This is a genomic window from Streptomyces sp. NPDC002817 (assembly GCF_053592055.1).
The window spans coordinates 53007-74254 of record NZ_JBSFUY010000029.1 but is presented as its reverse complement, the minus strand read 5'-3'; the positions used below and the strand labels follow the sequence as shown (position 1 = coordinate 74254).

The following is a 21248-nucleotide window of genomic DNA, read 5'->3' as shown; positions in this document are numbered from 1 at the left end:
AGGAAGCGGCCGAGGCCCCGCTCACGGCAGCAGCTTCGGCTTCTTCCTCGCCGCCACGTCCTCCACCCAGCCGCAGGCCAGGACGAACACCGCGATCAGCACCCACCCGATCCCGAACATGAACCACTGGCTCTCCAGCGGCAGGTACTTCTCGAAGGCCGGCACGTTCCAGAACTGGTCGATCAGCGGTACGGCGAGGATCAAGGCGATCTCGTGCCAGAGGTAGATCGTCACCGCGCGCGCGTTGAAGACCGTCACGACCCGGTCGAGCCGCTTGAAGCGGGTGAGCCACACGAAGTCGATCGCGAAGTACGCCTTGGCCCACATCAGCAGCATCACGAACCCGGCCGACCAGAAGGCCTGCGCGAGCGGGATCTCGTCGAGGTCGTAGGTGCCGACCTCGCCCTGGTGGGAGAAGGCGTACCAGCCGCCGTAGCCGATCGCGGCGAAGGACAGGACGACCACGAGCGCCGGTTTCATCCTCTGGAGCACGCCGTCGCGGTGCGCGAAGCCGAGGATCCAGCAGAAGAGGTACGTCGAGAAGTCCCACATCTCGTTGCCGAGCCGTCCCTCCGGCCCGGACCACACGAAGTTGAGGACCAGGATCGGCGCCAGGGAGAGGAAGAGCACCGGGACGGGCGCCGACCGGAACACCTTCAGCAGCAGCGGGGACAGCAGCACGAACCACAGATACGTCCGCAGGTACCAGAGGATCTCCCAGGCCTGTACGCCCCACTGGTTCCCCGGCGGATCGCCGAACGGCACGATCCAGTAGACGATCTCCCAGTGCGGCATCCAGCCGTGGATCAGCATCGCGAGGACCACGAAGAAGCCCCAGAACCAGAACGGGGGCAGCAGCCGGCGGAGCCTGCTCCTCACGACCTTCAGCGCGGGCCGCTCCAGCGACTTCGCCATCAGGGTGCCGGCCAGGCCGAACATGATCCCCATGGAGGGGAAGACCATCCCGCACCAGGCCCACCCGAAGGTGTGATAGGTGACGACCCGGATGAGGGCGACGGCCCGGAGGGTGTCGAAGTAGCGGTCGCGACCGGCGGGCTTCGGCGGCGGCTTCTCCTCCGCCGCCTCGTCCGCGGGCTCTTCCCCCACGACCGCTACTTCGGGCTCGGGTTCCGGCTCGACCGGCGGCAGCGGAGCCGTCTCCTCCACCGCCACCGGCTGCCCGTAGTCCACGTACTGCTGCTGCGGATACGCCTGTTGCGGATACGCCTGTTGCGGATACGTCGGCTGTACGTACTGCGGCTGTGCGTACCGCGGCTGCTCATTGCCGCCGTACGCCTGTCCGTTCCCGTCCCCGTATCCGTAGCCGTACCCCTGCTGCTGGTACCCCTGCTGCTCCCAGCTCATCAGCTCGCCCCCGCCGGCGTCCCGACCTCGCCGGTGCGCTTCAGCTTCTGCCAGCGCAGCCGGCCGCCCGTGAGGGCCGTGATGCAGGAGTGGATGAGGACGAGGTACATCATCTGCCGGTAGGCCAGCTGCTGGAGCGGCATCATCAGCAGATAGCGGTACTTCTCCTTGTCCAGCCGGAAGGCGTACGCGGCACAGACCAGCTGCACCGCCAGCACCGCGAGCCAGGCCAGCAGCGCCGCCTGGAAGTCGATGAAGATCATCGAGTACGCGGTGAAGACGTCGATCAGCGGCGCGAAGACCGGCGTGACGATCTGGAAGATCACCACCAGCGGCATCCCGACCCGGCCGAAGCGGCCCGAAGGACCCTTGTCGGTCAGGGACTTGCGGTGCTTCCACAACGCCTGCATGGTGCCGTACGACCAGCGGTAGCGCTGCGACCACAGCTGCTTCAGCGAACCCGGCGCCTCCGTCCAGGCCTTGGCGTGCTCCTGGTAGACGACCCGCCAGCCCCCGCGGTGCATGGCGATGGTGATGTCGGTGTCCTCGGCGAGCGTGTCCTCGCTCATACCGCCGACCTCGAGGACCGCCTCGCGGCGGAACGCGCCGATCGCGCCGGGGATCGTCGGCATGCAGCGCAGCAGGTCGTACATACGGCGGTCCAGGTTGAAGCCCATCACGTACTCGATGTGCTGCCAGGCACCGATGATCGTGTCCCGGTTGCCGACCTTGGCGTTGCCGGCGACCGCGCCCACCTCGGGGTCGGCGAAGGGCTGCACCAGCTGGTGCACGGCGTCCGGTTCGAAGACGGTGTCGCCGTCCATCATGATGACGATGTCGTAACTGGCGTTGCGCACCCCGTTGTTGAGGGCGGCCGGCTTGCCCGCGTTCTCCTGGCGGATGACCCGGACGTTCGTCATGCCCAGCTCGTAGGCGGCGTTGCGCGAGATCTCGGATGTGCCGTCCGTCGAACCGTCGTCGACGACGATGATCTCGATCGGATGGGTGCTCTGCGCCAGCGACCTGAGGGTGTTGGCGATGCACTCCTTCTCGTTGTACGCCGGGACGATCACGCTCACCGGCCGGGTGACCGTCGGCCCCCAGCTGAAGCGGCGTTTGTTGCGCTGTCTGTAGTGGCGGCGGGCGAGGATCAGCATCATCCCGAACCGCCCCATGACGGCGACGCCGACGACCATGAGGCCGACCGACAGCGTGGGTACGGCGTACTCGGCGACGGCGACGGCCGCGAGCAGGGCCTCGCCCTCGTAGAGGGTCGCTCCGGTGGCCTCGCGGTGGGCGGCCTGGAGGTTGCCGGCACCCGTGCCTCCGCCGGGCTGCCGGCCGTCCGCGGCCGCCGGTCCACCGGCCTGCTGGCCGTTCGCCGACTGCTCCTTCTCGATGACCCCGCTGATGGTGGTGAAGGTGTACCCCTTCGCCTTCATCTTCTCGATGTACTCGGGCAGCGCCTTGATCGTCTGCGAGCGCTCACCACCGGCGTCGTGGAAGAGCACGGACGCCCCGTCGTTGTCGTCCGGCGTCGCCCACTTGACGATCTTCGAGACGCCCGGCTTCTTCCAGTCGTCGCTGTCGGTGTCGACGAAGACGCTGGTGTAGCCGTCCTCGCCGAGCTTCTCGTAGACGGGCCAGCTGTAGTTGTCGATGGCGTCCGTCTCCGAGGAGTACGGCGCCCGGAACAGCGTGGTGGTGATGCCCGCCGCGCCCGCGAGTGCCAACTGGGTCTGCTGCATCTCACGGTTGACCCGGGCGTCGCTCTGGTAGGAGAGGTCGACGTGGGTGAAGGTGTGGATGCCCACCTCGTTGCCCTGCTCGACCATGTCCTTCACGATGCCCGGGTAGCGCGAGACCATCGAGCCGACCACGAAGAACGTGGCGGGGACGTCGTACTTCTCCAGGATCTTCAGCACCTGCGGCGTGTACGTCGGGTTGGGACCGTCGTCGAAGGTCAGCGCGATCGTCTTGTCCGGGACGGAGACGCTCGTCGCCGAGCCGCCGCGGAAGCTGATGATCGGGCCGCCGTCGAGGATCTTGTCCGGCACCTTGCTGGAGCTGGCCCCGTCGCGGACCCGCTCGTCGCCGCCGACCTCGGCGCGCAGATAGCCGTCGAGCAGCATCACGCTGGTCAGCGCGAGCAGGAGCAGGCCGGCGAGGAGGACGCGCGGCTTCTGGAGCGCCGCGGCCTTGCCCGCCGCCCGCCCCAGGCGCGAGGGGGCGCGGCGGCGGCCGCGGGAGGGAGTCGTCGTAGTCATAAGGGTGGCTGCGCTCCGGTCAGTTGGCGGTCGCGGAGGCGGACGGCGTGGGCACGCCCGACGGCAGCGCGGGCGGAGAGCCGCTGGGCTTCACGCTGTTGCCGATGCCGCCCTGCGGCTGGGTGCCGGGTCCGTTGCCGTTCTGGGTGCCCGGACCTCCCTGGCCCTGACCGCCCCCGAAGGGCAGCAGCGAGGACGGGTTCGAGGTGCCGATGCCCATGAAGGCGAGGCCCAGGACGACGGCGTACCCCACACACAGGACACCGACGAGAAGACCGATCCGGCGCAGCAGCTTGGAGCGGCGTCCGGAGTTGTCAACGAACACGGGCCCGTCGGCGGACTCGTTGCCGCGGCGTTTGCGGCGGCGACCACGTTCGGCGCGGTTTTCGATGGCAGGCTCGGAATGCATTCCCCGGACGTTAGAGAGTCTTTATGTGTCCGAAACTCAGGAATCCATGTGAGGCCCGTATGAGAAACGTCTTAACCTGTCTCTTCTCTGAGAGTTCACTGGAACGCCTGCGCAACTCCCACGGAGGGGAAAGGGGTTGATCGTCCGCTTTAGGTGACCGAATAGGCCGTTTTATTCACGCATGCCCATGCGTTCTCTGTGTAAATCTTGTCCTCATGAAGCTCAGCCCCGTGTGAGAGATTTCCACTCGCCCAACACAGTTTGTTTCCATCCTGAGACAGAAATCACGAGAGCGGGTGCATGCCGAATGCGGCGTTTCCTGAGGCCGGCGGCAGGGCTGAGTTGCCTGTTTGCCCTGGCCACGGCGGGTTGTTCCTCGGACACCGACACCACCTCGGAAGCGACGCCGGCCCAGTCCGCCGAGGCTTCCGAAGAGACCTCGTCGAGCACGTCGTACGCCCCCTACGTCAGCGCCACGGAAGCCTCCGACAACGACTCGGCCGGCGCTCCGACGACGTACAACCTGGCCTTCGTGATCGCGGACGGCAGCGACTGCACGCCCACGTGGAACGACTCGCACGCCATCGGCAACACCTCGGTGGCCTCCCGGATCTCGCAGCTCAAGGAGGACAGCGCGAGTGTCCGGGTCTCCTTCGGCGGGGCGTCGGGCAAGGAGCTGGCGGAGACTTGCGACAGTGCGACGGCGCTCGCGCAGGCGTACGGCGAGGCCCTCGACGCGGCCGGCTCCACCCAGGCCGACTTCGACATCGAGGGTGACGCGCTGACGGACTCCGCGTCGGTGGAGCTGCGGTCGGAGGCGATCGCGCTGCTGCAGAAGTCGCGCAGCGACCTCACCGTGTCCTTCACGCTGCCCGTGATGCCGTCGGGGCTCGACGACGACAGCATCGCGCTGCTGGAGTCCGCCAACAACAGTGCCGTACAGGTCTCCACGATCAACCTCATGACCATGAACTACAGCGAGTCGTACGACGAGGACATGGGCGACTACGCGATCACCTCGGCGAAGGCCGCGCACACACAGCTGAGGGATGTCTTCGGGACGTCGGACGCCGTTGCGTGGCGAGCGATCGCGCTGACGTCGATGATCGGGGTCAACGACGTCGACAACGAGACGTTCACGTTGTCGGACGCGGCTCAGGTGCGTTCCTTCGCCGAGGAGAAGGAGATCGGGTGGGTGTCGATGTGGTCGACGTTCCGGGACCAGCAGTGTGACGACGAGGGTGATGAGCTCACCAACTGCAGCGGGGTGAAGCAGAGTTCGGGTGCGTTCGCGGAGGCGTTCGCGGAGTAGTGGGTCGGCTGCGGGCCCGGTGGAGGCCGGTCGCGCGGTTCCCCGCGCCCCTTTCGGGGCGCGTCGCTAGCGGCGTCTGTGGACCAGCCGGCCCGCGCACACCGTCGCGATGCACTCGCCGCTCTCGTCGAAGACGGCCAGATCCGCGCGGCCCACTTCCCTGATCGCTGTGGACTGCACACCGGGGAGCACGACCACGTCGTTCCGCTCGGCCGCCGCGCGGAGTTCAGGCGTGTCGGCGTACTCCTCCAGGACCGCCACCGCGCCCGACTTCAGTACGGCGTGGATGCGTTCACGTGGGCTCGGGGCGTCCGGGAGCGGGCCCTCGTGGATGCGGGCGGGGCCCAGGACACCGGGCCACCTGCGGACCCGGGCGCCGGGAAACCGCTCGCGCAGCTCTTCCAGCGTCCCCACGGCGCCGACCCGGTCCCGCCCCACCAGGACGGCACCGCCCTTGATCGGCTCCGAGGTCCAGGTGTACCGGACCTCGTCGGCGGCGTGAATCGTCTCCATCTGCGGGCTAGTTGGACGCGAGGATCTTCAGCTCGGGATGCGCCGTGCCGCCCTCGATCGCCGTCGACGAGATGTGGGACACGATCCGCGCGTCGACGGGGTCGTTCGCCGGGTCGTCGTGGACGACGAGGTGTTCGTACGTGGTGGAGCGCTGGGCCGGGACCCGCCCCGCCGTACGGATCATGTCGATCATTTCCTGGAGGTTGGAGCGGTGCTTGGCACCGGCCGCCGAGACGACGTTCTCCTCCAGCATGATCGAGCCGAGGTCGTCCGCGCCGTAGTGCAGGGTCAGCTGGCCGGCGTCCTGGCCGGTGGTCAGCCAGGAGCCCTGGATGTGGGCGATGTTGTCCATGAAGAGCCGGGAGATCGCGATCATCCGCAGGTACTCGAAGATCGTGGCCTGCGTGCGGCCCTTCAGGTGGTTGTTCATCGGCTGGTAGAGGTACGGGATGAAGGCCCGGAAACCACCGGTGCGGTCCTGGACGTCACGGATCATCCGCAGGTGCTCGATGCGCTCGGCGTTGGTCTCGCCGGTGCCCATGAGCATCGTCGACGTCGACTCGACGCCCATCCTGTGGGCGGTCTCCATGATCTCCAGCCAGCGCTCGCCGGACTCCTTGAGCGGCGCGATGGCCTTGCGGGGACGCTCGGGCAGCAGCTCGGCACCGGCGCCGGCGAAGGAGTCGAGACCGGCGGCGTGGATCCGCTGGATCGCCTCGTCCACGCTGACCTTCGAGATCCGCGCCATGTGCTCGACCTCGGACGCGCCCAGCGAGTGGATCACCAGCTGCGGGTAGGCCTGCTTGATGGCGGAGAAGTGCTTCTCGTAGTACTCGACGCCGTAGTCCGGGTGGTGGCCGCCCTGGAACATGATCTGCGTACCGCCCAGCTCGACGGTCTCCGCGCAGCGGCGCAGGATGTCGTCCAGGTCGCGCGTCCAGCCCTTGTCCTTGGCGGTCGGCGGGGCGTAGAACGCGCAGAACTTGCACGCCGTCACGCAGACGTTGGTGTAGTTGATGTTCCGCTCGATGATGTACGTCGCGATGTGCTCGGTCCCGGCGTACCGACGGCGTCGTACCGCGTCGGCGGCCGCGCCGAGCGCGTGCAGCGGGGCGTCGCGGTAGAGGTCGAGCGCCTCCTCCGGAGTGATCCGCCCACCGGATGCGGCGCGGTCGAGGACGGACTGAAGGTCGGCCTTCTCGGTCACCGGAGCGTCCCTTTCGTCAAGGGTTGTGGACGGAACCATCCGTAATGGACGGACTGCGCCAGCCTACGCCAGCGGTTTTGCGAGGCACACGTCAGGCCGCGTACGCGCCGATCAGCAGCCCGACGAACGCCCCCATGATCAGGAACGGTCCGAACGGGATCGCCGTTTTGCGCCCCGCCTTCCGCGCGACGACCAGCGCACCGCCGTACAGCGCCCCCAGCAGGAACCCTGCGAAGGTCCCCAGCATGACCGTCGGCCAGCCGTACCAGCCCAGCACCGCCCCCATCCCGAGCGCGAGCTTCACATCGCCGAAGCCCATGCCGGCGGGGTTGATCAGGAACAGCACGAAGTAGCCGCCGCCGAGCGCGAGGGCGCCCAGGAGTGCTGTCGGCCAGTCCCCGGTGTGCTCGGGCACGAACGCCATCACGCCCAGCAGTGCGAGGGCGGCGCCCGCGAGCGGCAGGGTCAGGACGTCGGGCAGCCGCTGCACCCGCAGGTCGACCACGGCCAGCAGTACGCCGACCGGAGCGAGCAGCAGCCAGACGGCGATCTCGGGCCGGGTGCCGGTCGCGGCGGCGAGGGCGGCGCAGACGAGGGCGGTGAGGGTGGAGAGGAGGGCCGCGGGAGGGCCGTAGGACTGTTCGCGCTGTTCGCACCGCTTGCAGCGCGCCCATCCGATCCACCCCCCGAGGGGATGCTCACCCGGGCAGGTGGTCCGCCACTCCTCCCCCGACGGGACGGAGAACCGATAGGCGGCCCTCGGCAGAAAGGCACCCGCCGCCGCGCCCCACAGCGCGGCGGCGATCACGAGGAAGGTGGTCATCCCACGGCCGCGACGCCGTTGCGCCACGTCGGCAGGAGCTCGTCGAGGAGTGCCTCGGTGCGTGGCGGCAGGCCGCGGGCCCCGCTGCGGTTGATGAGGTCGGCGGCGAGGGTCCGGAGCCGGTCGGTGTCGCCGGTGGCGTGGGTGGCGCGGAGCAGTTCGTGCCAGAGGCGCTCGTCGCCGGGCGCGGAGTTGAGGGCGGCGCCGAGGGCCTCGATGGCCTTCTCCGCACGGTCCTTGACCAGGTGGAACTCGGACAGTGCGAGGCCGATGTCCGCGACGAGGAGCGGGAGTTGGGCGTCGATGATCTCGTGGGTGAGCCAGCGGTAGCGCCCCTCGGGCCGGTCGGCGAGGAGCGGGCCGCGCACCAGGACGAGCGCGTCGGTGAGCAGCCGGCCGCGCACGGCACGGCTGTCGACACCGCGGCCCTGCGTGGCCTCGTGGTAGAGGGAGCGCAGTACGTCGAGGTCGGAGACGACGGTCTTGGCGAGCGTGAGCCGTCCGGTGCTGTCGGTCCTGAGGCGCGGCGAGCCGTCGGGGTCGGTGCCGAGCCAGGCCCGGAGCCGGTCGAGGAGGGCCTCGCGTACGTCGTCCGTGACGCCGCGCGGCCAGAGCGCGGAGGACAGCACGCGCGGGTGCACGCCCTCGCGGTGCAGGAGCAGCAGGGCGAGCGCCTCGTGGAGCAGGGCGCTGCGATCGCCGTCGGGGGTGTCGAGGCCGATGATCTCGTACGGCCCGACGAGCCGCGCGTACACCGCCGGCCGTCCCTGCTCGCTGACGTCGACGAGGAACGGGGGTGCGGTGGCCGGTCCCTGCGGTTCGCGCTCCGGGTCGGACTCGACGAACAGTTCGACGACCGCGCGCTGCAGGGGCACGGGCAGGAGCTGGGCGTCGAGTTCGAGGCCGAGCAGCGGTGCGAGCAGCTTGCCCTCGCCGGTGATCTCCATCTCCCAGGCGGCGCCGGGCAGATCGCCGCTCTCGGTGCCGACGAGATAGCCGATGCCGAGCCGCCCGGCGTCCGCGGCGAGTTCGGCGAGCTTCATCGCGTCGTCGGCGGAGGGCTCGGCGGCGAGGAGGACGAGGTGCGGGGCCCAACGGGTGTGCTGGGCGGGGCCGGTACGCCCGGTGAGGACCGAGTCGTGCCCGGCGGCCCCCAGCGCACCGCGCCGCTGCCGGGTCTCGGCCTCCATGGTCTCGACGAGGTCCTCGATCCCCTCGATGTGCCGCAGCCGGTTGGGCGCGAGGGGCGTGAGGTCCTCGCCGAAGCCGACGAGGGTGATGGTCATGCGGTCAGACCAGCCGTTGGTGGCCAGTTCGGCGGCGACGGAGGCGAAGACGGCGGCACGGTCGGCCTCGCTGCCGCTCAGCGACACGATGCCGGGCACCGACTCCAGGTTGAGCAGCAGCCGGGAGTCGTCCAAGGTGCCGAGGCTGACGAGGCCGGGGTAGGGGGCGGCGGCGTCGACGTCCTCGTACCGCTCGGCGTCGGTGCGCGCGAGCATCCAGAACGTCTGGTCCTGGCCGAGCTGCCAGGGGGCCGGCGGGTTTCCGGACGGCTGGGCGAGCTGGAGGTGAAGGTCGCCGTTGTTGCTGAGCCAGGTCGCGTAGACGGTGGGCAGGGGACGCGACTCGGCGCCGAGGGAGGCGGCGAGCCCACGCAGGGAGCGGTCCAGCAGTCGTACGCCTTCGGGGTCGGCGCCCACGAGCAGGGCGTCCTGCGCGTCGGCGGCGTCCCCGGTCGGCGTGGGCGGCTCCATGCCGCGCCGGCCGCCGACGGCGCCGAAGGCCGACTGCCACAGGGCCTGCCGGCGGCGACGGCCGAGGGCGCCGAGGAGACCGGCGGCGAGGAGGGGGGCGCCGACGAGGGCCTGCGGGAGGCCGAAGGCGTCGGAGGCGGCGCTCGTGGAGGTGGCGTGCTGCTGGTGCTGCTCCTGGTGGCCGGTCTGCTGGTCGGGGGCGGGGCGCTGCTCCGGGAGGGAGACCTGGTCGGCCCCGCCGCCCTGCTGTGCTCCGCCGCCCTGGGCGTGGTCGCCGCTCTGGCCGTAGTCGTGGATCTGCTGCTGGGCGGCGGAGCCTCCGGACGCCTCGGGCATCTCGACGAGGTCCCCGCCCCGGGCGTCGCCCGGCATCTCCATGATCCAGCCGGGCCGGATGAGGCTGGCCTCGGACAGCTTGGAGCCGTCCGGCTGCACCCGGTCCTTGTTGAGGTCGAAGATCTCCTTGTACCGGCGCCCGTCACCGAGGTGCCGTTCGGCGATCTCCCAGAGGGAGTCGTGGTGGCGGCCCTCGGGCGGCTGGATCCGGTAGTACTTCGTGTCGTCGGCCTTGGACGCGCTGCCCCCGGCATCGGCGTGCGCGGCGGCGCCGGCGGCCTGCTCGGCGAGGGCGGCGGCGGTACTGGCGGCCTGCTCCTGCTGCTGGGCGAAGAGGCCGCCGCCGGGGGTCTGCTGGGCGGCGGCGACGGTCCCACGCTGGTTCTCGTCGAAGCTGTGCCCGAGCTGGGACAGCCCCGGGGTGAGGCTGGCGGCGGTGGCGCCCACGAGGAGCAGGGCGGCGACGAGCTGGCGGGCGAGGAGCTGGCTCGGACCGCCGCCGGGAACACGCCCGGGTACACCGACGCCGGAGACGGCGGCCTTTATCTCGACGAGCACGCAGGCGGTGAACTGGGCCCAGGCGAGCCAGACGATGACGGTCAGGATGTGCAGGAAGGTGCCGGTAGTGATCGGCTTCTGCAGCCAGTCGAGGCTGGGCACCCCGTTGGGCAGCGGCCACCCGACGGCGACAGCCAGCGCCCCCGGCACTCCCACCACGAGAACGAGCAGCGCGACGAACGCGAAGAACGCCTTGACGAAGTCCCCGAACGAGCGCCGCCGGATCCGCACGGCCTGCGGGGTCCGGTTCCTCGGGGTACTCGGGCTGCCCGTCGAGCTTCCCGTCGAGCTTGACGAGCTGGAAGTGCGGCGTCGCGGCATGGCGGGTGTCCTGGGTGGTGTGTGGAGGGAGTGGGTGTGGGTGTCCTGAGGGGTGTACTGAGCCTACAGAGATCTTATGTACGGCGTCGAAGGTCGGGCAGGGCCCTGTGGACACACTCTCGGTTCACTTCCTCACGACCTGCCGGACATGCCCGAGTTGACGCCCCTTTGAGCTCCGACCGCGAGCATCGTTCGCAATCGCCACGCCACACCCTCACGCTCTCTACACAATCCCCCGCAGGTAGTCAAAGGCCCCTTACCTGCCCCTGATAGCTTCGTTCCCCGTTGCACACGCCGACCTCCGGGGGAGATCCATCGTGGCCCGCCGCGCCCTGCCCGTCACCGCCGCCGCGTTCGCCATGACGGCGACCCTTCTGCTCACCGCGTGCGGTGGGGGTGACGGGGGGTCTCCGGACGACATCAAGGGGGCGGGCACGGCGTCGGGGAGTCCGTCGGCCTCGGCTTCGGCGTCGACGCCGGCAGGCGCACCCGACATCAGCGTTCCGAAGGACCTCGACCTGGTCTTCGACTTCGACGAGCCGTCCGACGCGAAGCATGCGGCGGCGCTCGCCGGCGCGCAGAACTACATCCGTGCGCTGGATCACGGCATCGACCAGCAGGACCCGAACGACCCGGCGTACCGCTACTACTCGCTCAACCAGGCCGCGCAGTACGCCAAGTCGCAGATCGAGACCTGGAAGAAGGGCGGCTGGACCGTCACCGGGACGGACAAGTACTACGACGAAGAGGTCAGCACCCTGAGTGGTGGCCAGGGCGTCCTGGTCGAGTTCTGCCGGAACCAGGCCAAGTTCTACGGCAAGGAGATCAAGAGCGGGAAGGTCCTCTACTCGGAGGAGAACCTGGCGAGTTACCAGACGTTCCGGCTGCGCATGATCCCCCCGTCCGGCTCCTCAAAGGTGTGGAGAGCCTTCACCATCGAGGTGATCGGCAAGGCGAAGGAGTGCCGGCCGTGACTCCCTCACGACGGTTGCTGCGCCGGTGCGGCCTCGTCGGCGCGGCAGCGGTGCTGTGGACCGGCGGCACGGCTCACGCGAACGGACCCGCCGACAACACGACTCCTCCCCCGACGTCGGGCAACGCCGACAACAACGGTGACTTGTCCGCCGCCGTGTCCCGGATCAAGGTCACCCAGGTCAGCGGCCCCACCGGCGGCAAGACCGGCAGCATCTCCTCGACGGACGTGAACTGGGAGCCACCGCCCTGCTGGTACGAGCCCGTCTACACACCGGAGCAGCTCAAGGCGTTCTCGGAGGGTGACAATCCGCTCGGATATGTCAGCCCTCACGAAATGTGGGGCGGCCAGAAGCTGTGGACGGACCACTACCGGGACAGCAAGGTCGCGTACAACTACGAGGACAACGCGCTCGTGTCCCGCGAGGGGTACGACAACTACAACATCGGCAAGAAGGGCTACTTCTGGCGCGGCGTTGCCCGGGACACCTCCGACCCGGACTCGTTCGGCTGTGAGCGCGTCATGTTCTGGCAGAACGCCGGCGACATCCCCGACGTACCGAACGCCCCCACGCCGAAGACCCTCGCCGAGTACGCGTACGACAAGGTCAAGGTCCCGGGCACCGAGATCGAGCTGAAGCCGGCGACCAAGTCCACGGTCAACGCCCCGACCTGGGTCTGGCTGGACAAGGGGACCTTCAGGGAGATCAAGGTTCGCGCGGAGCTCCCGAACACGGGTCTGTGGGCGGAGACCACCGCGAAGCCGGTCGCCCTGCACCTGAACCCGGGCACGGAGTACGCGCAAGCCATCCCCGCTTCGGGCAACTGCGAGATCAACGAGGACGGATCGATCGGCACGCCGTACCAAAAGGGCGACTCCGACCGGACCCCGCCCTGCGGCATCCGCTACCTGAAGGCCACGGACGGCACGCCGTACCGCCTGTCGGCCTCGGTGACCTGGCAGATCACCTGGCAGGGCGCGAACGGCACCGGCGGCGACCTGCCCGACGGGACCTTCGAGACGACGCAGGACATGAACGTCCAGGAGATCCAGTCGATCAACCGCTGACGGGCGTCCGGTCCGCCCGCCAACCCTCCACGACGACAAGAGAAGAGAGCCTGATGACGTCCCGCTCCCACGCCCCGTACAGGCACCGCCTCACCGCAACCGTGCTCGGCATGGCCGCGTCGGCCGCTCTGACCGCGTGCGGCGGAGGCGGGGAGGCGGACGGCGCGAACGGCGACGCCTCCGCGAGCGCCGCGCCGCAGGGCGTATTGACGGCGAAGGCCGCCGCCTCGGTGTTCGCCAACTACGAGAAGGTCAACAACAAAGCCAACGCGGCCTTGGACGAGAAGCTGCTGGGCACGGTCGAGGGCGGCCAGGTCTACGAGATGGACAAGGCCAGTTACACCCTCGTCCCGACCTTCTCCGCAAAGGACCGGAAGGCCTACGCCAAGCCCTTCTACTACCGGGACCGCCGGTACGTGATCCCGGAGAAGGGCACAGGTGACTGGTTCGCCGTCCAGGCCACATCCAGCGAGGACGAGAAGAGCTCGGTACTGCTGGTCTTCGACAAGGTCGGCGGTACCCACAAGATGGTGCTGTCCCTGTGGGCCGACGACGGAGAGCCGTTGCCCAAGCTCGCCGTGGACCAGCAAGGGCTCGCGGAGGCCGTCGACGCCGACACCGAGGTCGGCAAGCTCTCCCCGTCCGACGTCAGCGCCGCCTACGAAGACCTCCTCGCGACCGGCGGCAAGAAGGAGGGCAAGAACCTCGCCTCCACGAAGCTGGTCAAGCAGGCCGTCGGGATCTACAAGGACAGCAGTACCAACGGCACCGCCGACGGCGTCGCCACCAAGATGTTCTTCGCCAAGCCCCCGGCCGACCCGAGCGTGTACGCGCTGCGGACCGCGGACGGCGGCGTCCTGGCCCTGTTCCCCTCCGCGCACAACCAGGAGATCCTGGTGAAGTCCGCCTACCGCTCCAGCCGTTCACTCGTCCCCAGCGAGGAACAGGCCGCTCTCGGTGCCATCAGGGGCGACCTGATCACTGATGTCTTCCAGGGACAGGGCATGGCCGAACTGACGCCGAAGGCCGCCCGGATCACCGCCCTCGACTGGCAGCACGTCGACTCCCGCTGACCAACACCTACGCCTCCGGCCAGTCCTCCCCGGAGAGGGTCGCCACCAGCCGGCCCTCTCCCAACGACACCTCCACGTCCAGCCCACCCCCGGCAGCCTCTGCGAAGTCGGCGGGCAGGGTGTCGTCGAGGAGAAGGACGAAGTGGAGGGCGAACGGCGTCCGGTCCGGATCCGGCACCCCGTCAGCGTCCAGCTGCAGATTGGCCCGCCACGCGGCCTGGCACAGCGCGGAGACGAAGACCCCCAGGAAGTCGGCGCCGAGCAGACCATCGGCATGCTCGATCCGGACCACACTGTCCGTCGTGTCGTGCCGGTCGTGCAGACCGTCGACGAGCGCGTCCCAGTTGTGGCCGAAGTAGCCGGGGAAACCGAGTTCCCGGGCAAACACGGCGAACAGAGCGGTCGGCTCCAGCAGTTCCCGCCCGTCCAGGCGGAAGACGCGCCCGCCCGACTTCCGGAGTTCGGCAGTCTCGACGTACACCCACGGGTCGTCACCACGCGTGAAGACAACCCATGGCGATCGGCGCTCGGTGAGGGTGAGGGTCGGGGTGAGGCCCATGGCGTAGATCCTGCCAGTCAGCCCACATCGTTCCCACCCTCCTCCCTCGGAACCTCGGTGACCTACTTCTTCCGCCTCACACGCACCTCTGACACCCACTCCCCCGCCCCTCTCTGCAGAGGCGAAGTCGACGGCACGTACGAGGTGTTCCTCCTCCTCGACGAGCGGTCCGACTCAATCCGCCCCGCGGACTCGAACGGCACCCCCATCCCCGCCCTCCGCATGAGTCCGAGCGGCGGAAGCCTCTCGGGCTCCTCGGAGGAACGGGACGCGGTCAGAGGTTTCCCCTGCTCGCCGCCCATCCGGCGGCCGAGTGGCAGAGGCGCGGACGCCCTCCCCAGAAGATCCACAAGTACTTCGGATGAGGCGCAACCCACGGAGAAACGCGAACCCAACCCCCTCCGGCACCAGCGACCTCATGCGCTACATTCACACGCAAGTTCTGATGTAAGCGTTGCAGGTGTTACGGGGGCAACACATGTCACACAGGCCGACGGACTGGCACATACTCGACCTGGACAAGGACCCGACCCCGGGCGACCCGCAACGCATCCGCAAACTCGCCGGCACCCTGCACGACTTCGCCGACGACGTGGCCGACGCCCTGCGCGACCTCAAAGGCATAGCCACCGAGGACGAGATCCTCTCCTGGGCCGGCAAGACCGCCAAGACCTTCGCCGACCAGTTCGGCGACGCCCCCAAGCAACTGCGCAAACTCCGCAAGTCCTACGACCTCGCGGGCGACGCCCTCGCCTCCTTCTGGCCCGACCTGGAGATCGCCCAGACCAAGGCCGACAAGGCCCTGCGCGACGGCCGCAAGGCCCGCGACGAACTCGGCACCGCACAGACCGCCCTGTCCGGCGCCAACGACTGGGTCCACACCGCCACCACCAAGGTCGACTCCTACGACCCGGCCAAGAACCCCGGCAAGGACGTCCCCAAACCCGACGAGGCCGACGTCCGCCGCGCCACCCGCGACGCCCAGCACGCCAAGTCCCGCCAGGCCACCGCCGAACGCAACGTCGAAAGCGCACAGAACGCCCTCGACGCCGCCAAGAAACTCGCCGGCCAGGCCAAAGGACTGCGCGAGGAAGCCGCCCGCCGCACCGTCACCAAACTCAAGGAAGCCTCCGACGCCGGCATCCCCAACCGCCACTGGTGGGAGGAGATCGGCGACTGGGTCGCCGACCACTGGGACGAGATCGTCACCGTCTGCAAATGGGTCGTGGCCATCGTCGGCATCATCGTCATGATCATCGGCGGACCCCTCGGCTGGCTCGTCTTCGCCGCCGCCCTCGTCGTCCTCGCCGACACCGCACGAAAAGTACTCAACGGCACAGCCGGCTGGGGCGATCTCGCCTGGGCCCTCCTCGACTGCATACCCGCCACCAAAGGCCTCACCAGCATCGCCAAACTCGGCATGCTCTGGAAAGCCGGAGGGTTGCGGGCCCTCGGCGCAGGAGCCATGGGCGGCATCGGCGGCGGCCTCAAAAACCTCGCGAACGGCATCCGCAACCTCGGCGGGAGCGCGCGGAACATCTTCCGCGGTTTCGACGGATCGTGGCTCAAGGGCATGGCGTCTCGCGGATCCGGGGGTTCCATCCCTGAAGTGGGCGCAGTCAAACAAGCGCTCATGAACGCCGGCCTCCAAATGTCGAAGAAGACCTATACAGCCGAGCAGGGCCACTATTACGCGACTCGCGTATTCCAGGGAGGCAGAACCGATGGAACGGTTCTCGCCGGTCACGGATTCCTGGAGCAAGGCGCCGGCACGATAAAGGTTCCGGAAGGCACATCGGTGTCGTTCTACGTAGACCACGGCGATCAACTCGGAGGCCTGCACGGTGTGTCCGTGGAAGCCGGCGTCTACCCCGGCGAAGCACTTCAGATAGCCCGCGCCGGAGACGAGATTCCCAACTACACACTTGCAGCACCGGCAGGGTCGGGTGGAATGAGTTTCAGCGTCATGGAGAATTCGGTCACCGTCGCCGAACGGACAAAGCTTGACGAGCTGCTGAAGGCCGGTATGGGAGACGTACACTGGGCCGCCTGCCGTGAGATCTTCTGAAGGAGCCGGACGACAGATGCAGTACGACTACACCGAGGGAGCCTGGGTCGAGACCGACGTCAAGCTCCTCATCCGGAAGTCCGATCTGGACCCCGATCTCCTCGCGCGCGAGCTTCCGTTGACCCCCACCGCCGTAAGCCTTCCGACCGACGAATCCCGACGCCTCGGCCTCCCCGACGAAGGTGTCTGGTCGCTGGCCGTGCACAGAAGGCTGCCCGGCGGGATCGACGACCAACTCCGTGAACTGCTTCGTCAGATCACCCCTCATGCCCCGTCGATCTCCTCCCTGGCGGCGCGGGGATACGAGGTCTCGATCAATGTCTCGGGTTTCGTCGGCCGCGGCAGCACATTCAGCTTGACCCCTGATGCCATTTCGCAGGTGGCGGCGCTGAACATTCCCTTCGTCGTCTCCCCCAGCACCAGCGAACGATAGCGAGAGCCATGTCGACCTCGGCAAACTCCTGGTCCGGCCCCACGGCTACCCTGCTCATCACAGGAGCCGAACTGGTACCGGACGATGTCACGCGCCGGCTGGGGATTTATCCGACGACTTCTCGGGAATCCGGATCCCCTGCCTCATTCCGTTCCGGCGAAGGCCTCTGGGCTTTCCAGGTGACTGGCACCGAGGACCAAGGACCGGAGTACTCACTGGACGAGCTGGGGAATCAGATCTCCGGCGCTCTGGAGAGAATTCAGGGTCTTCGCGATTCCGGGCTGACGGTACAACTCGACCTCAGCGGTCTTGTGCGCCCCCGCACTCAGGTCGTCCTTTCGCCGACCTTGATGACCCGCGTGGCCACGCTGGGGCTGCCGCTCTCGTTCACGACCGACGCGGTGGTCTCCGAGGATTCGGAAGACCTGCTGGACTGGCTGCCCGCAGGCGACGGCTCCCACCGCGCCACCACCCCCTCGGAGAACGAACCCCAGGACGCCGCCAGGGAACCGGCCCCCGTCGGAATCTCCCTGTCGGTCCCCGAATCGTGGTGGGAGTTCGACGTCCGCCCCGAAGGCCGCGAGGCCACGATCCGCGCCCTCGTCGACGAGCGGGTCCGGGCGACGCCCGAACTGGAGCCCTACCGCGCCGACTTGACCGCCATGCTCCGCAAGATGGCCAAGGACGCGCAGGAGTCCGGTGCGATCTACATGGGGTGCATGGCGGAGAACTTCGACGGCATTCCGCTCACCGCGACCGTGACGGTCTCCGTGGTGGGGGCGAAGAACCAGCAGGGTGTGGCGCTGTCCACGGACCCCCGCGTCATCGCCGAGAGCCTTTCCACCGTCACGCCCCGCCGCGAGGGCGACGCATGGCGCAAGGTCACGACCGTCGACATTCCCGAAGTCGGCACGGCGGCGCGGACGTTCGGCGTCGAGGACGTGCCCGTCGAGCGGGGTGACAGCCGTACGCTGCGGATGGTGATGATGCAGACGTACATCCCTGTTCCCGGTGCCACTGACCAGGTAGTCCTGGTCTCCGGGGCAAGTCCCGTGCTGGACCTGGCCGAGGCCTTCCACGACATCTTCGACGCGGTGACGGGTACCTTCCGCTTCGTCTGACCCAACACGTATCCGGGGGATCTGAATCATGGGCAAAGGCAAGGACCTCTCGCTCCCGCTCGCCGAACTCGAGGGATACGGCAGCCGGCTGCGCTCGATCAACACTCGCCTGGACCACACCAAGAAGCTGTTCGCCCAGTACAAGGAGGACATCGGCGACGGCAGCGTCAATGACGCCCTCGAGGACTTCGAGTCCAACTGGGAGGACGGCCGCGAGGACATCACCCAGCAGCTCGGAGCGCTGGCCGAGATGTCCGACGCCGTCGTCCGCGAGTTCAAGAAGCTGGAGGACGAACTGGCCAAGGGCCTTGAGGGCAAGGTGCAGACCGAGGAGAAGGGCTCCAAGGGCAGCTGAGACGGGCGGGGTTCAGGAACGGCGTCCGCGCAGCGCCTTCCAGACGTCCTCGGCCGCGTATGTGACGACCAGCCTCCAGTAGTCCAGCTTGTCCACGACCGTGAGCCGCAGCCGCAGCCGCTTGAGCCACGGCGGCAGATCCCGGTACGGCACGAATGTCAGCGTGTCCCTGACGGCGTCCTCGGCGGTCCCTTGCAGACCCGCGGCCCGCAGCACGGCGTACAGCTCCGGCGTCAACGCCCCGTTGAGCCGCGCCGCCACAGCCACCGCCGTGAACGCGAACCACCGCTGATCGCGATCGGGCAACCGCGTCGCCCTGACGATCCGCGGCGACGCCTCCTCCAGCGAGCAGTTGAAGGCCAGCGCGATCACCGCCGTACCGAGCGGCCACTCACCGCGCTCGAACGCGGCGTCCACCTCGGCGGGGTCGTCGATGCCCGACACTCCGTCGCCGGTCTTCCAGTCGACCATCCCGTGAACCTAGCTCACACCCCGCCCAGCAAGGACGCCAACCCACGCTCCAGGGCCGGTTCCAGGGGCTCGCCGCCCGGTTCCATGACGGCGTACGAGCGGAGCAGGAACCGGTGCAGTGCCGTCGTCTCGAAGACGACCAGCGCGATGCCCTCCGGTGCGCGGAACTCCACGGCGGTGCGGGACGGGCCGTACGGCTGGACGTGGACGTTGCCGACTCCGGCCGGGCAGCCGAGGCCCTCTTCCAGCAGGCCGCGGGCGAAGGTCCAGGTGACCTCGTCGCCGTCGAGGGAGATCCAGGGCGGGAAGACGAAGTGGACGGCCAGCGGGTCGTCCGAGGCGTAGCGGAGGGTCACGGGGACCGCCAGCTCCTCGTCGTCCTCGGTGAGCAGACGCGCGCCGGTGGGCTGTTCCAGGGCGAAGTACATGGACGGGCTCCGATGTGGGGCTGGTTGGGCCGATACGTGTGTACGAGCGACTGGAGGGGTCTCTGATTACGCCGTTACGGGAGTGACGTGCGTCACTTTCCGCGATGGCTGAAACTTTGTTTGAAACTTTTGCCATCTAGGCTTACAAATCCTTCCCCGCCCTAGAGCAGGCCCCTGGAGCGTTTCGCCATGTCCGACGTTTCCACCGCCGTTTCCACCGCCGACTACGCCCGGATCTACGAGGAGCAGCAGCCGCGTCTCGTCGCGTACGCCCGCTCCCTGACCCGGAACGCCCACACCGCCGAAGACCTCGTCGCCGAGGCGCACTTCCGGGTGTGGCGGCGGCTGGCCGCGGGGCACGGGATCGACAACGTGCCGGCGTATCTGATGACGACCGTGCGGCATCTGGCGAGCGCCGCGGGGAGTGCCGTACGGGAGACCCCGCAGGATCCGCAGGCCGGCGAGCAGGCCGAGGCCGGGCGGCACGGGGACGATCCGGCCGAGCACGTGTCCTCCGTCGACATGGTGGTGCGGGTGCTGGGGCAGTTGCCCGAACGGTGGGTCAAGGCACTGTGGTTGGCCGAGGCGGAGGGGCAGCCGCTCGCGGCGATCGGGCCGCAGCTCGGGACCAAGGAGGGCGCCACCGCCGTACTGCTGCATCGGGCGCGGGAAGGGATGCGGCTGGCGTTTCTGCGGACGCAGACCGGTGCGCCCGACGATCCGGCGTGCCAGGTGCACTGGGCTCGTATGCCTGCCTATGTACGGGGTTCCGCCACCGCCCGGCAGTCCGAGCGGCTGCTCGGGCATGTGGACGCGTGCGACGACTGCCGGGCGCGGCTGGCGGCGCTGATGAGCGCCAACAACCGGCTGCCGGCGCTGGTCGGGCCCGCGCTGCTGGTGTTCGCGGTGGGCGGGACCGGCAAGTTCCTGCTGGGGTTCGCGGGTACGGCGACCGCCTTCGGCGGATCCGGTGGCGGGCTGCTGGACGGAATGCGGCACAGCTCGGTCGGGGGGTCCAAGGCCGCGGCCGCCGCGGGTGCCGTGGTGGTGGGTGCCGCCGCGGTGTTCCTCGCCCTCGGGCCCGTCGAGTCCGGCTCGATTCCGGCTCAGCGGGCGCCCGTTGCCGAGGCACCGGTGGCCCAGGTTCCGGTGGCGGAGGCGCCGGCGACGGGTGACGGGGTCGAGAGCGGCGGTACGGCGGAGGGGGCGGCCGACGTCCAGCGCGGTGTGCAGGTTCGGGCCGAGGGCGGGAGCGGGGGCGTAACCGGTGTGACGGAGGCGGAGGCGGAGGAGGGGCCGGTGGCCGCTACGCCGCCGCCCACCGAGACCGCGCCGCCGGAGGAGCCTGGTGGCAGCACGCCTGGAGGCGCGGATCCGGCACCGCCGACGACCGGAGGGGCGGGCGAGGACGACCCGGAGGCTCCGGCACCCCCTGCCGAGGACTCCCCCAAGACACCGGAGCCCCCCACCGAGGAACCTCCGAAGACGTCGGCACCGCCCACTGAGCAGCCCCCCACCACGCCGGCACCGCCCGTCGAAGAGCCCGTCCAAGAGCCCCCTCAGGCACCGGAAGCTCCCACCGAGGGCACCCCCGGACCCGAGACCCCGAGCGCACCGACACCCGACCCCGCTCCGGACCCGGAGCCCTCGACTCCCGCGGATCCCCCTCCCGTCGAGAACCCGAGCCCCACACCGGCCGACCCGGACCCCACACCGGCCACCCCACCCGTCCAGGACCCGAGCCCCACACCGGCCGACCCGGACCCCACACCGGCCACCCCACCCGTCCAGGACCCGAGCCCCACACCGGCCGACCCGGACCCCACACCGG

Annotated in this window: 19 protein-coding genes and 1 pseudogene; 10 read left to right on the top strand and 10 right to left on the bottom strand. The window is 69.1% G+C overall.

Annotated features, from left to right (window positions below):
• Positions 1-21: 21 nt before the first annotated feature.
• Genes ACWD3I_RS37585 through ACWD3I_RS37575 form a run of 3 tightly spaced genes read right to left on the bottom strand, consistent with a single transcriptional unit; the run spans position 22 to position 4041 of the window.
• Positions 22-1365 carry an acyltransferase family protein gene (locus ACWD3I_RS37585; protein ID WP_365394038.1) on the bottom strand — a complete coding sequence of 448 codons (1344 nt, stop codon included), beginning with the start codon at positions 1363-1365 and terminating at the stop codon, positions 22-24.
• Positions 1365-3632 carry a bifunctional polysaccharide deacetylase/glycosyltransferase family 2 protein gene (locus tag ACWD3I_RS37580; protein ID WP_365394037.1) on the bottom strand — a complete coding sequence of 756 codons (2268 nt, stop codon included), beginning with the start codon at positions 3630-3632 and terminating at the stop codon, positions 1365-1367. Before ACWD3I_RS37580 ends, ACWD3I_RS37585 begins: the two co-directional genes overlap by 1 nt.
• Before the next feature lie 19 nt (positions 3633-3651).
• Positions 3652-4041, bottom strand: coding sequence for a hypothetical protein (locus tag ACWD3I_RS37575; RefSeq protein WP_365394036.1), 390 nt, complete (start codon positions 4039-4041; stop codon positions 3652-3654).
• Positions 4042-4348: 307 nt separating this feature from the next.
• On the opposite strand from ACWD3I_RS37575, the gene ACWD3I_RS37570 reads away from it, so the two are divergent.
• Positions 4349-5353 (top strand): chitinase, encoded by a 1005-nt coding sequence (locus tag ACWD3I_RS37570; protein ID WP_365394035.1) that lies wholly within the window; start codon positions 4349-4351, stop codon positions 5351-5353.
• A gap of 66 nt (positions 5354-5419) precedes the next feature.
• On the opposite strand, the gene ACWD3I_RS37565 is transcribed toward ACWD3I_RS37570, so the two are convergent.
• From ACWD3I_RS37565 to ACWD3I_RS37550, 4 genes are all read right to left on the bottom strand, one after another.
• The gene (locus ACWD3I_RS37565; RefSeq protein WP_365394034.1) at positions 5420-5866 is read right to left on the bottom strand and encodes an imidazolonepropionase-like domain-containing protein; all 447 of its coding nucleotides are present in this window, start codon (positions 5864-5866) and stop codon (positions 5420-5422) included.
• 7 nt (positions 5867-5873) lie between these two features.
• Positions 5874-7073 carry a cyclic dehypoxanthinyl futalosine synthase gene (gene mqnC / locus ACWD3I_RS37560; RefSeq protein ID WP_365394033.1) on the bottom strand — a complete coding sequence of 400 codons (1200 nt, stop codon included), beginning with the start codon at positions 7071-7073 and terminating at the stop codon, positions 5874-5876.
• Positions 7074-7164: 91 nt separating this feature from the next.
• The gene (locus ACWD3I_RS37555) at positions 7165-7896 is read right to left on the bottom strand and encodes a prepilin peptidase (protein WP_365394032.1); all 732 of its coding nucleotides are present in this window, start codon (positions 7894-7896) and stop codon (positions 7165-7167) included.
• Positions 7893-10868, bottom strand: coding sequence for a BTAD domain-containing putative transcriptional regulator (locus ACWD3I_RS37550; protein WP_365394031.1), 2976 nt, complete (start codon positions 10866-10868; stop codon positions 7893-7895). Before ACWD3I_RS37550 ends, ACWD3I_RS37555 begins: the two co-directional genes overlap by 4 nt.
• A gap of 317 nt (positions 10869-11185) precedes the next feature.
• Between ACWD3I_RS37550 and ACWD3I_RS37545 the strand changes: the two genes are divergently transcribed.
• The 3 genes from ACWD3I_RS37545 to ACWD3I_RS37535 are packed head-to-tail and all read left to right on the top strand — an operon-like array spanning position 11186 to position 13982.
• On the top strand, positions 11186-11842 hold the full coding sequence (locus tag ACWD3I_RS37545; protein ID WP_365394030.1) for a hypothetical protein: 657 nt from the start codon (positions 11186-11188) through the stop codon (positions 11840-11842).
• Positions 11839-12909, top strand: a complete 1071-nt coding sequence (locus ACWD3I_RS37540) for a hypothetical protein (protein WP_365394029.1) — start codon at positions 11839-11841, stop codon at positions 12907-12909. Before ACWD3I_RS37545 ends, ACWD3I_RS37540 begins: the two co-directional genes overlap by 4 nt.
• Before the next feature lie 53 nt (positions 12910-12962).
• Positions 12963-13982 carry a hypothetical protein gene (locus tag ACWD3I_RS37535; protein ID WP_365394028.1) on the top strand — a complete coding sequence of 340 codons (1020 nt, stop codon included), beginning with the start codon at positions 12963-12965 and terminating at the stop codon, positions 13980-13982.
• A 7-nt stretch (positions 13983-13989) separates the two neighbouring features.
• Here ACWD3I_RS37535 and ACWD3I_RS37530 read toward each other — a convergent pair whose 3' ends face one another.
• Positions 13990-14541: a barstar family protein gene (locus ACWD3I_RS37530; RefSeq protein ID WP_365394027.1), complete on the bottom strand. Its 552-nt coding sequence runs from the start codon at positions 14539-14541 to the stop codon at positions 13990-13992.
• A 478-nt stretch (positions 14542-15019) separates the two neighbouring features.
• Between ACWD3I_RS37530 and ACWD3I_RS37525 the strand changes: the two genes are divergently transcribed.
• From ACWD3I_RS37525 to ACWD3I_RS37505, 5 genes and pseudogenes are all read left to right on the top strand, one after another.
• The gene (locus ACWD3I_RS37525) at positions 15020-16609 is read left to right on the top strand and encodes a putative adhesin (RefSeq protein ID WP_365394026.1); all 1590 of its coding nucleotides are present in this window, start codon (positions 15020-15022) and stop codon (positions 16607-16609) included.
• Positions 16610-16625: 16 nt separating this feature from the next.
• Entirely contained in the window at positions 16626-17042 is a 417-nt protein-coding gene (locus ACWD3I_RS37520; RefSeq protein ID WP_365394025.1) for a DUF4279 domain-containing protein, read from the top strand.
• A gap of 8 nt (positions 17043-17050) precedes the next feature.
• Positions 17051-17419: pseudogene (locus tag ACWD3I_RS37515) on the top strand (DUF4279 domain-containing protein); the annotation flags it as partial.
• 285 nt (positions 17420-17704) lie between these two features.
• Positions 17705-18163 carry a hypothetical protein gene (locus ACWD3I_RS37510; protein ID WP_365394081.1) on the top strand — a complete coding sequence of 153 codons (459 nt, stop codon included), beginning with the start codon at positions 17705-17707 and terminating at the stop codon, positions 18161-18163.
• Between the two features lie 28 nt (positions 18164-18191).
• Positions 18192-18518: a hypothetical protein gene (locus ACWD3I_RS37505; protein ID WP_365394024.1), complete on the top strand. Its 327-nt coding sequence runs from the start codon at positions 18192-18194 to the stop codon at positions 18516-18518.
• A gap of 12 nt (positions 18519-18530) precedes the next feature.
• Here the strand turns inward: ACWD3I_RS37505 and ACWD3I_RS37500 are convergent, their stop codons facing one another.
• The gene (locus ACWD3I_RS37500) at positions 18531-18989 is read right to left on the bottom strand and encodes a hypothetical protein (protein ID WP_365394023.1); all 459 of its coding nucleotides are present in this window, start codon (positions 18987-18989) and stop codon (positions 18531-18533) included.
• A gap of 14 nt (positions 18990-19003) precedes the next feature.
• Complete coding sequence (locus ACWD3I_RS37495) at positions 19004-19417, bottom strand: SsgA family sporulation/cell division regulator (RefSeq protein ID WP_365394022.1); 414 nt, start codon at positions 19415-19417, stop codon at positions 19004-19006.
• A gap of 189 nt (positions 19418-19606) precedes the next feature.
• Here ACWD3I_RS37495 and ACWD3I_RS37490 point away from each other — a divergent pair.
• On the top strand, positions 19607-21248 hold a 1642-nt coding region (locus tag ACWD3I_RS37490), incomplete at its 3' end, for a sigma factor (protein WP_451084285.1).

What these genes read in the sequence shown, in the direction of transcription:
- ACWD3I_RS37500 (WP_365394023.1), bottom strand. Translation starts at nt 18,989, where the DNA reads ATGGTCGACTGGAAGACCGGCGACGGAGTGTCGGGCATCGACGACCCC.
- ACWD3I_RS37520 (WP_365394025.1), top strand. Translation starts at nt 16,626, where the DNA reads ATGCAGTACGACTACACCGAGGGAGCCTGGGTCGAGACCGACGTCAAG.
- ACWD3I_RS37510 (WP_365394081.1), top strand. Translation starts at nt 17,705, where the DNA reads ATGCTCCGCAAGATGGCCAAGGACGCGCAGGAGTCCGGTGCGATCTAC.
- ACWD3I_RS37530 (WP_365394027.1), bottom strand. Translation starts at nt 14,541, where the DNA reads ATGGGCCTCACCCCGACCCTCACCCTCACCGAGCGCCGATCGCCATGG.
- ACWD3I_RS37505 (WP_365394024.1), top strand. Translation starts at nt 18,192, where the DNA reads ATGGGCAAAGGCAAGGACCTCTCGCTCCCGCTCGCCGAACTCGAGGGA.
- ACWD3I_RS37565 (WP_365394034.1), bottom strand. Translation starts at nt 5,866, where the DNA reads ATGGAGACGATTCACGCCGCCGACGAGGTCCGGTACACCTGGACCTCG.
- ACWD3I_RS37495 (WP_365394022.1), bottom strand. Translation starts at nt 19,417, where the DNA reads ATGTACTTCGCCCTGGAACAGCCCACCGGCGCGCGTCTGCTCACCGAG.
- ACWD3I_RS37570 (WP_365394035.1), top strand. Translation starts at nt 4,349, where the DNA reads ATGCGGCGTTTCCTGAGGCCGGCGGCAGGGCTGAGTTGCCTGTTTGCC.
- ACWD3I_RS37525 (WP_365394026.1), top strand. Translation starts at nt 15,020, where the DNA reads ATGTCACACAGGCCGACGGACTGGCACATACTCGACCTGGACAAGGAC.
- ACWD3I_RS37555 (WP_365394032.1), bottom strand. Translation starts at nt 7,896, where the DNA reads ATGACCACCTTCCTCGTGATCGCCGCCGCGCTGTGGGGCGCGGCGGCG.
- ACWD3I_RS37585 (WP_365394038.1), bottom strand. Translation starts at nt 1,365, where the DNA reads ATGAGCTGGGAGCAGCAGGGGTACCAGCAGCAGGGGTACGGCTACGGA.
- ACWD3I_RS37550 (WP_365394031.1), bottom strand. Translation starts at nt 10,868, where the DNA reads ATGCCGCGACGCCGCACTTCCAGCTCGTCAAGCTCGACGGGAAGCTCG.
- ACWD3I_RS37580 (WP_365394037.1), bottom strand. Translation starts at nt 3,632, where the DNA reads ATGACTACGACGACTCCCTCCCGCGGCCGCCGCCGCGCCCCCTCGCGC.
- ACWD3I_RS37535 (WP_365394028.1), top strand. Translation starts at nt 12,963, where the DNA reads ATGACGTCCCGCTCCCACGCCCCGTACAGGCACCGCCTCACCGCAACC.
- ACWD3I_RS37575 (WP_365394036.1), bottom strand. Translation starts at nt 4,041, where the DNA reads ATGCATTCCGAGCCTGCCATCGAAAACCGCGCCGAACGTGGTCGCCGC.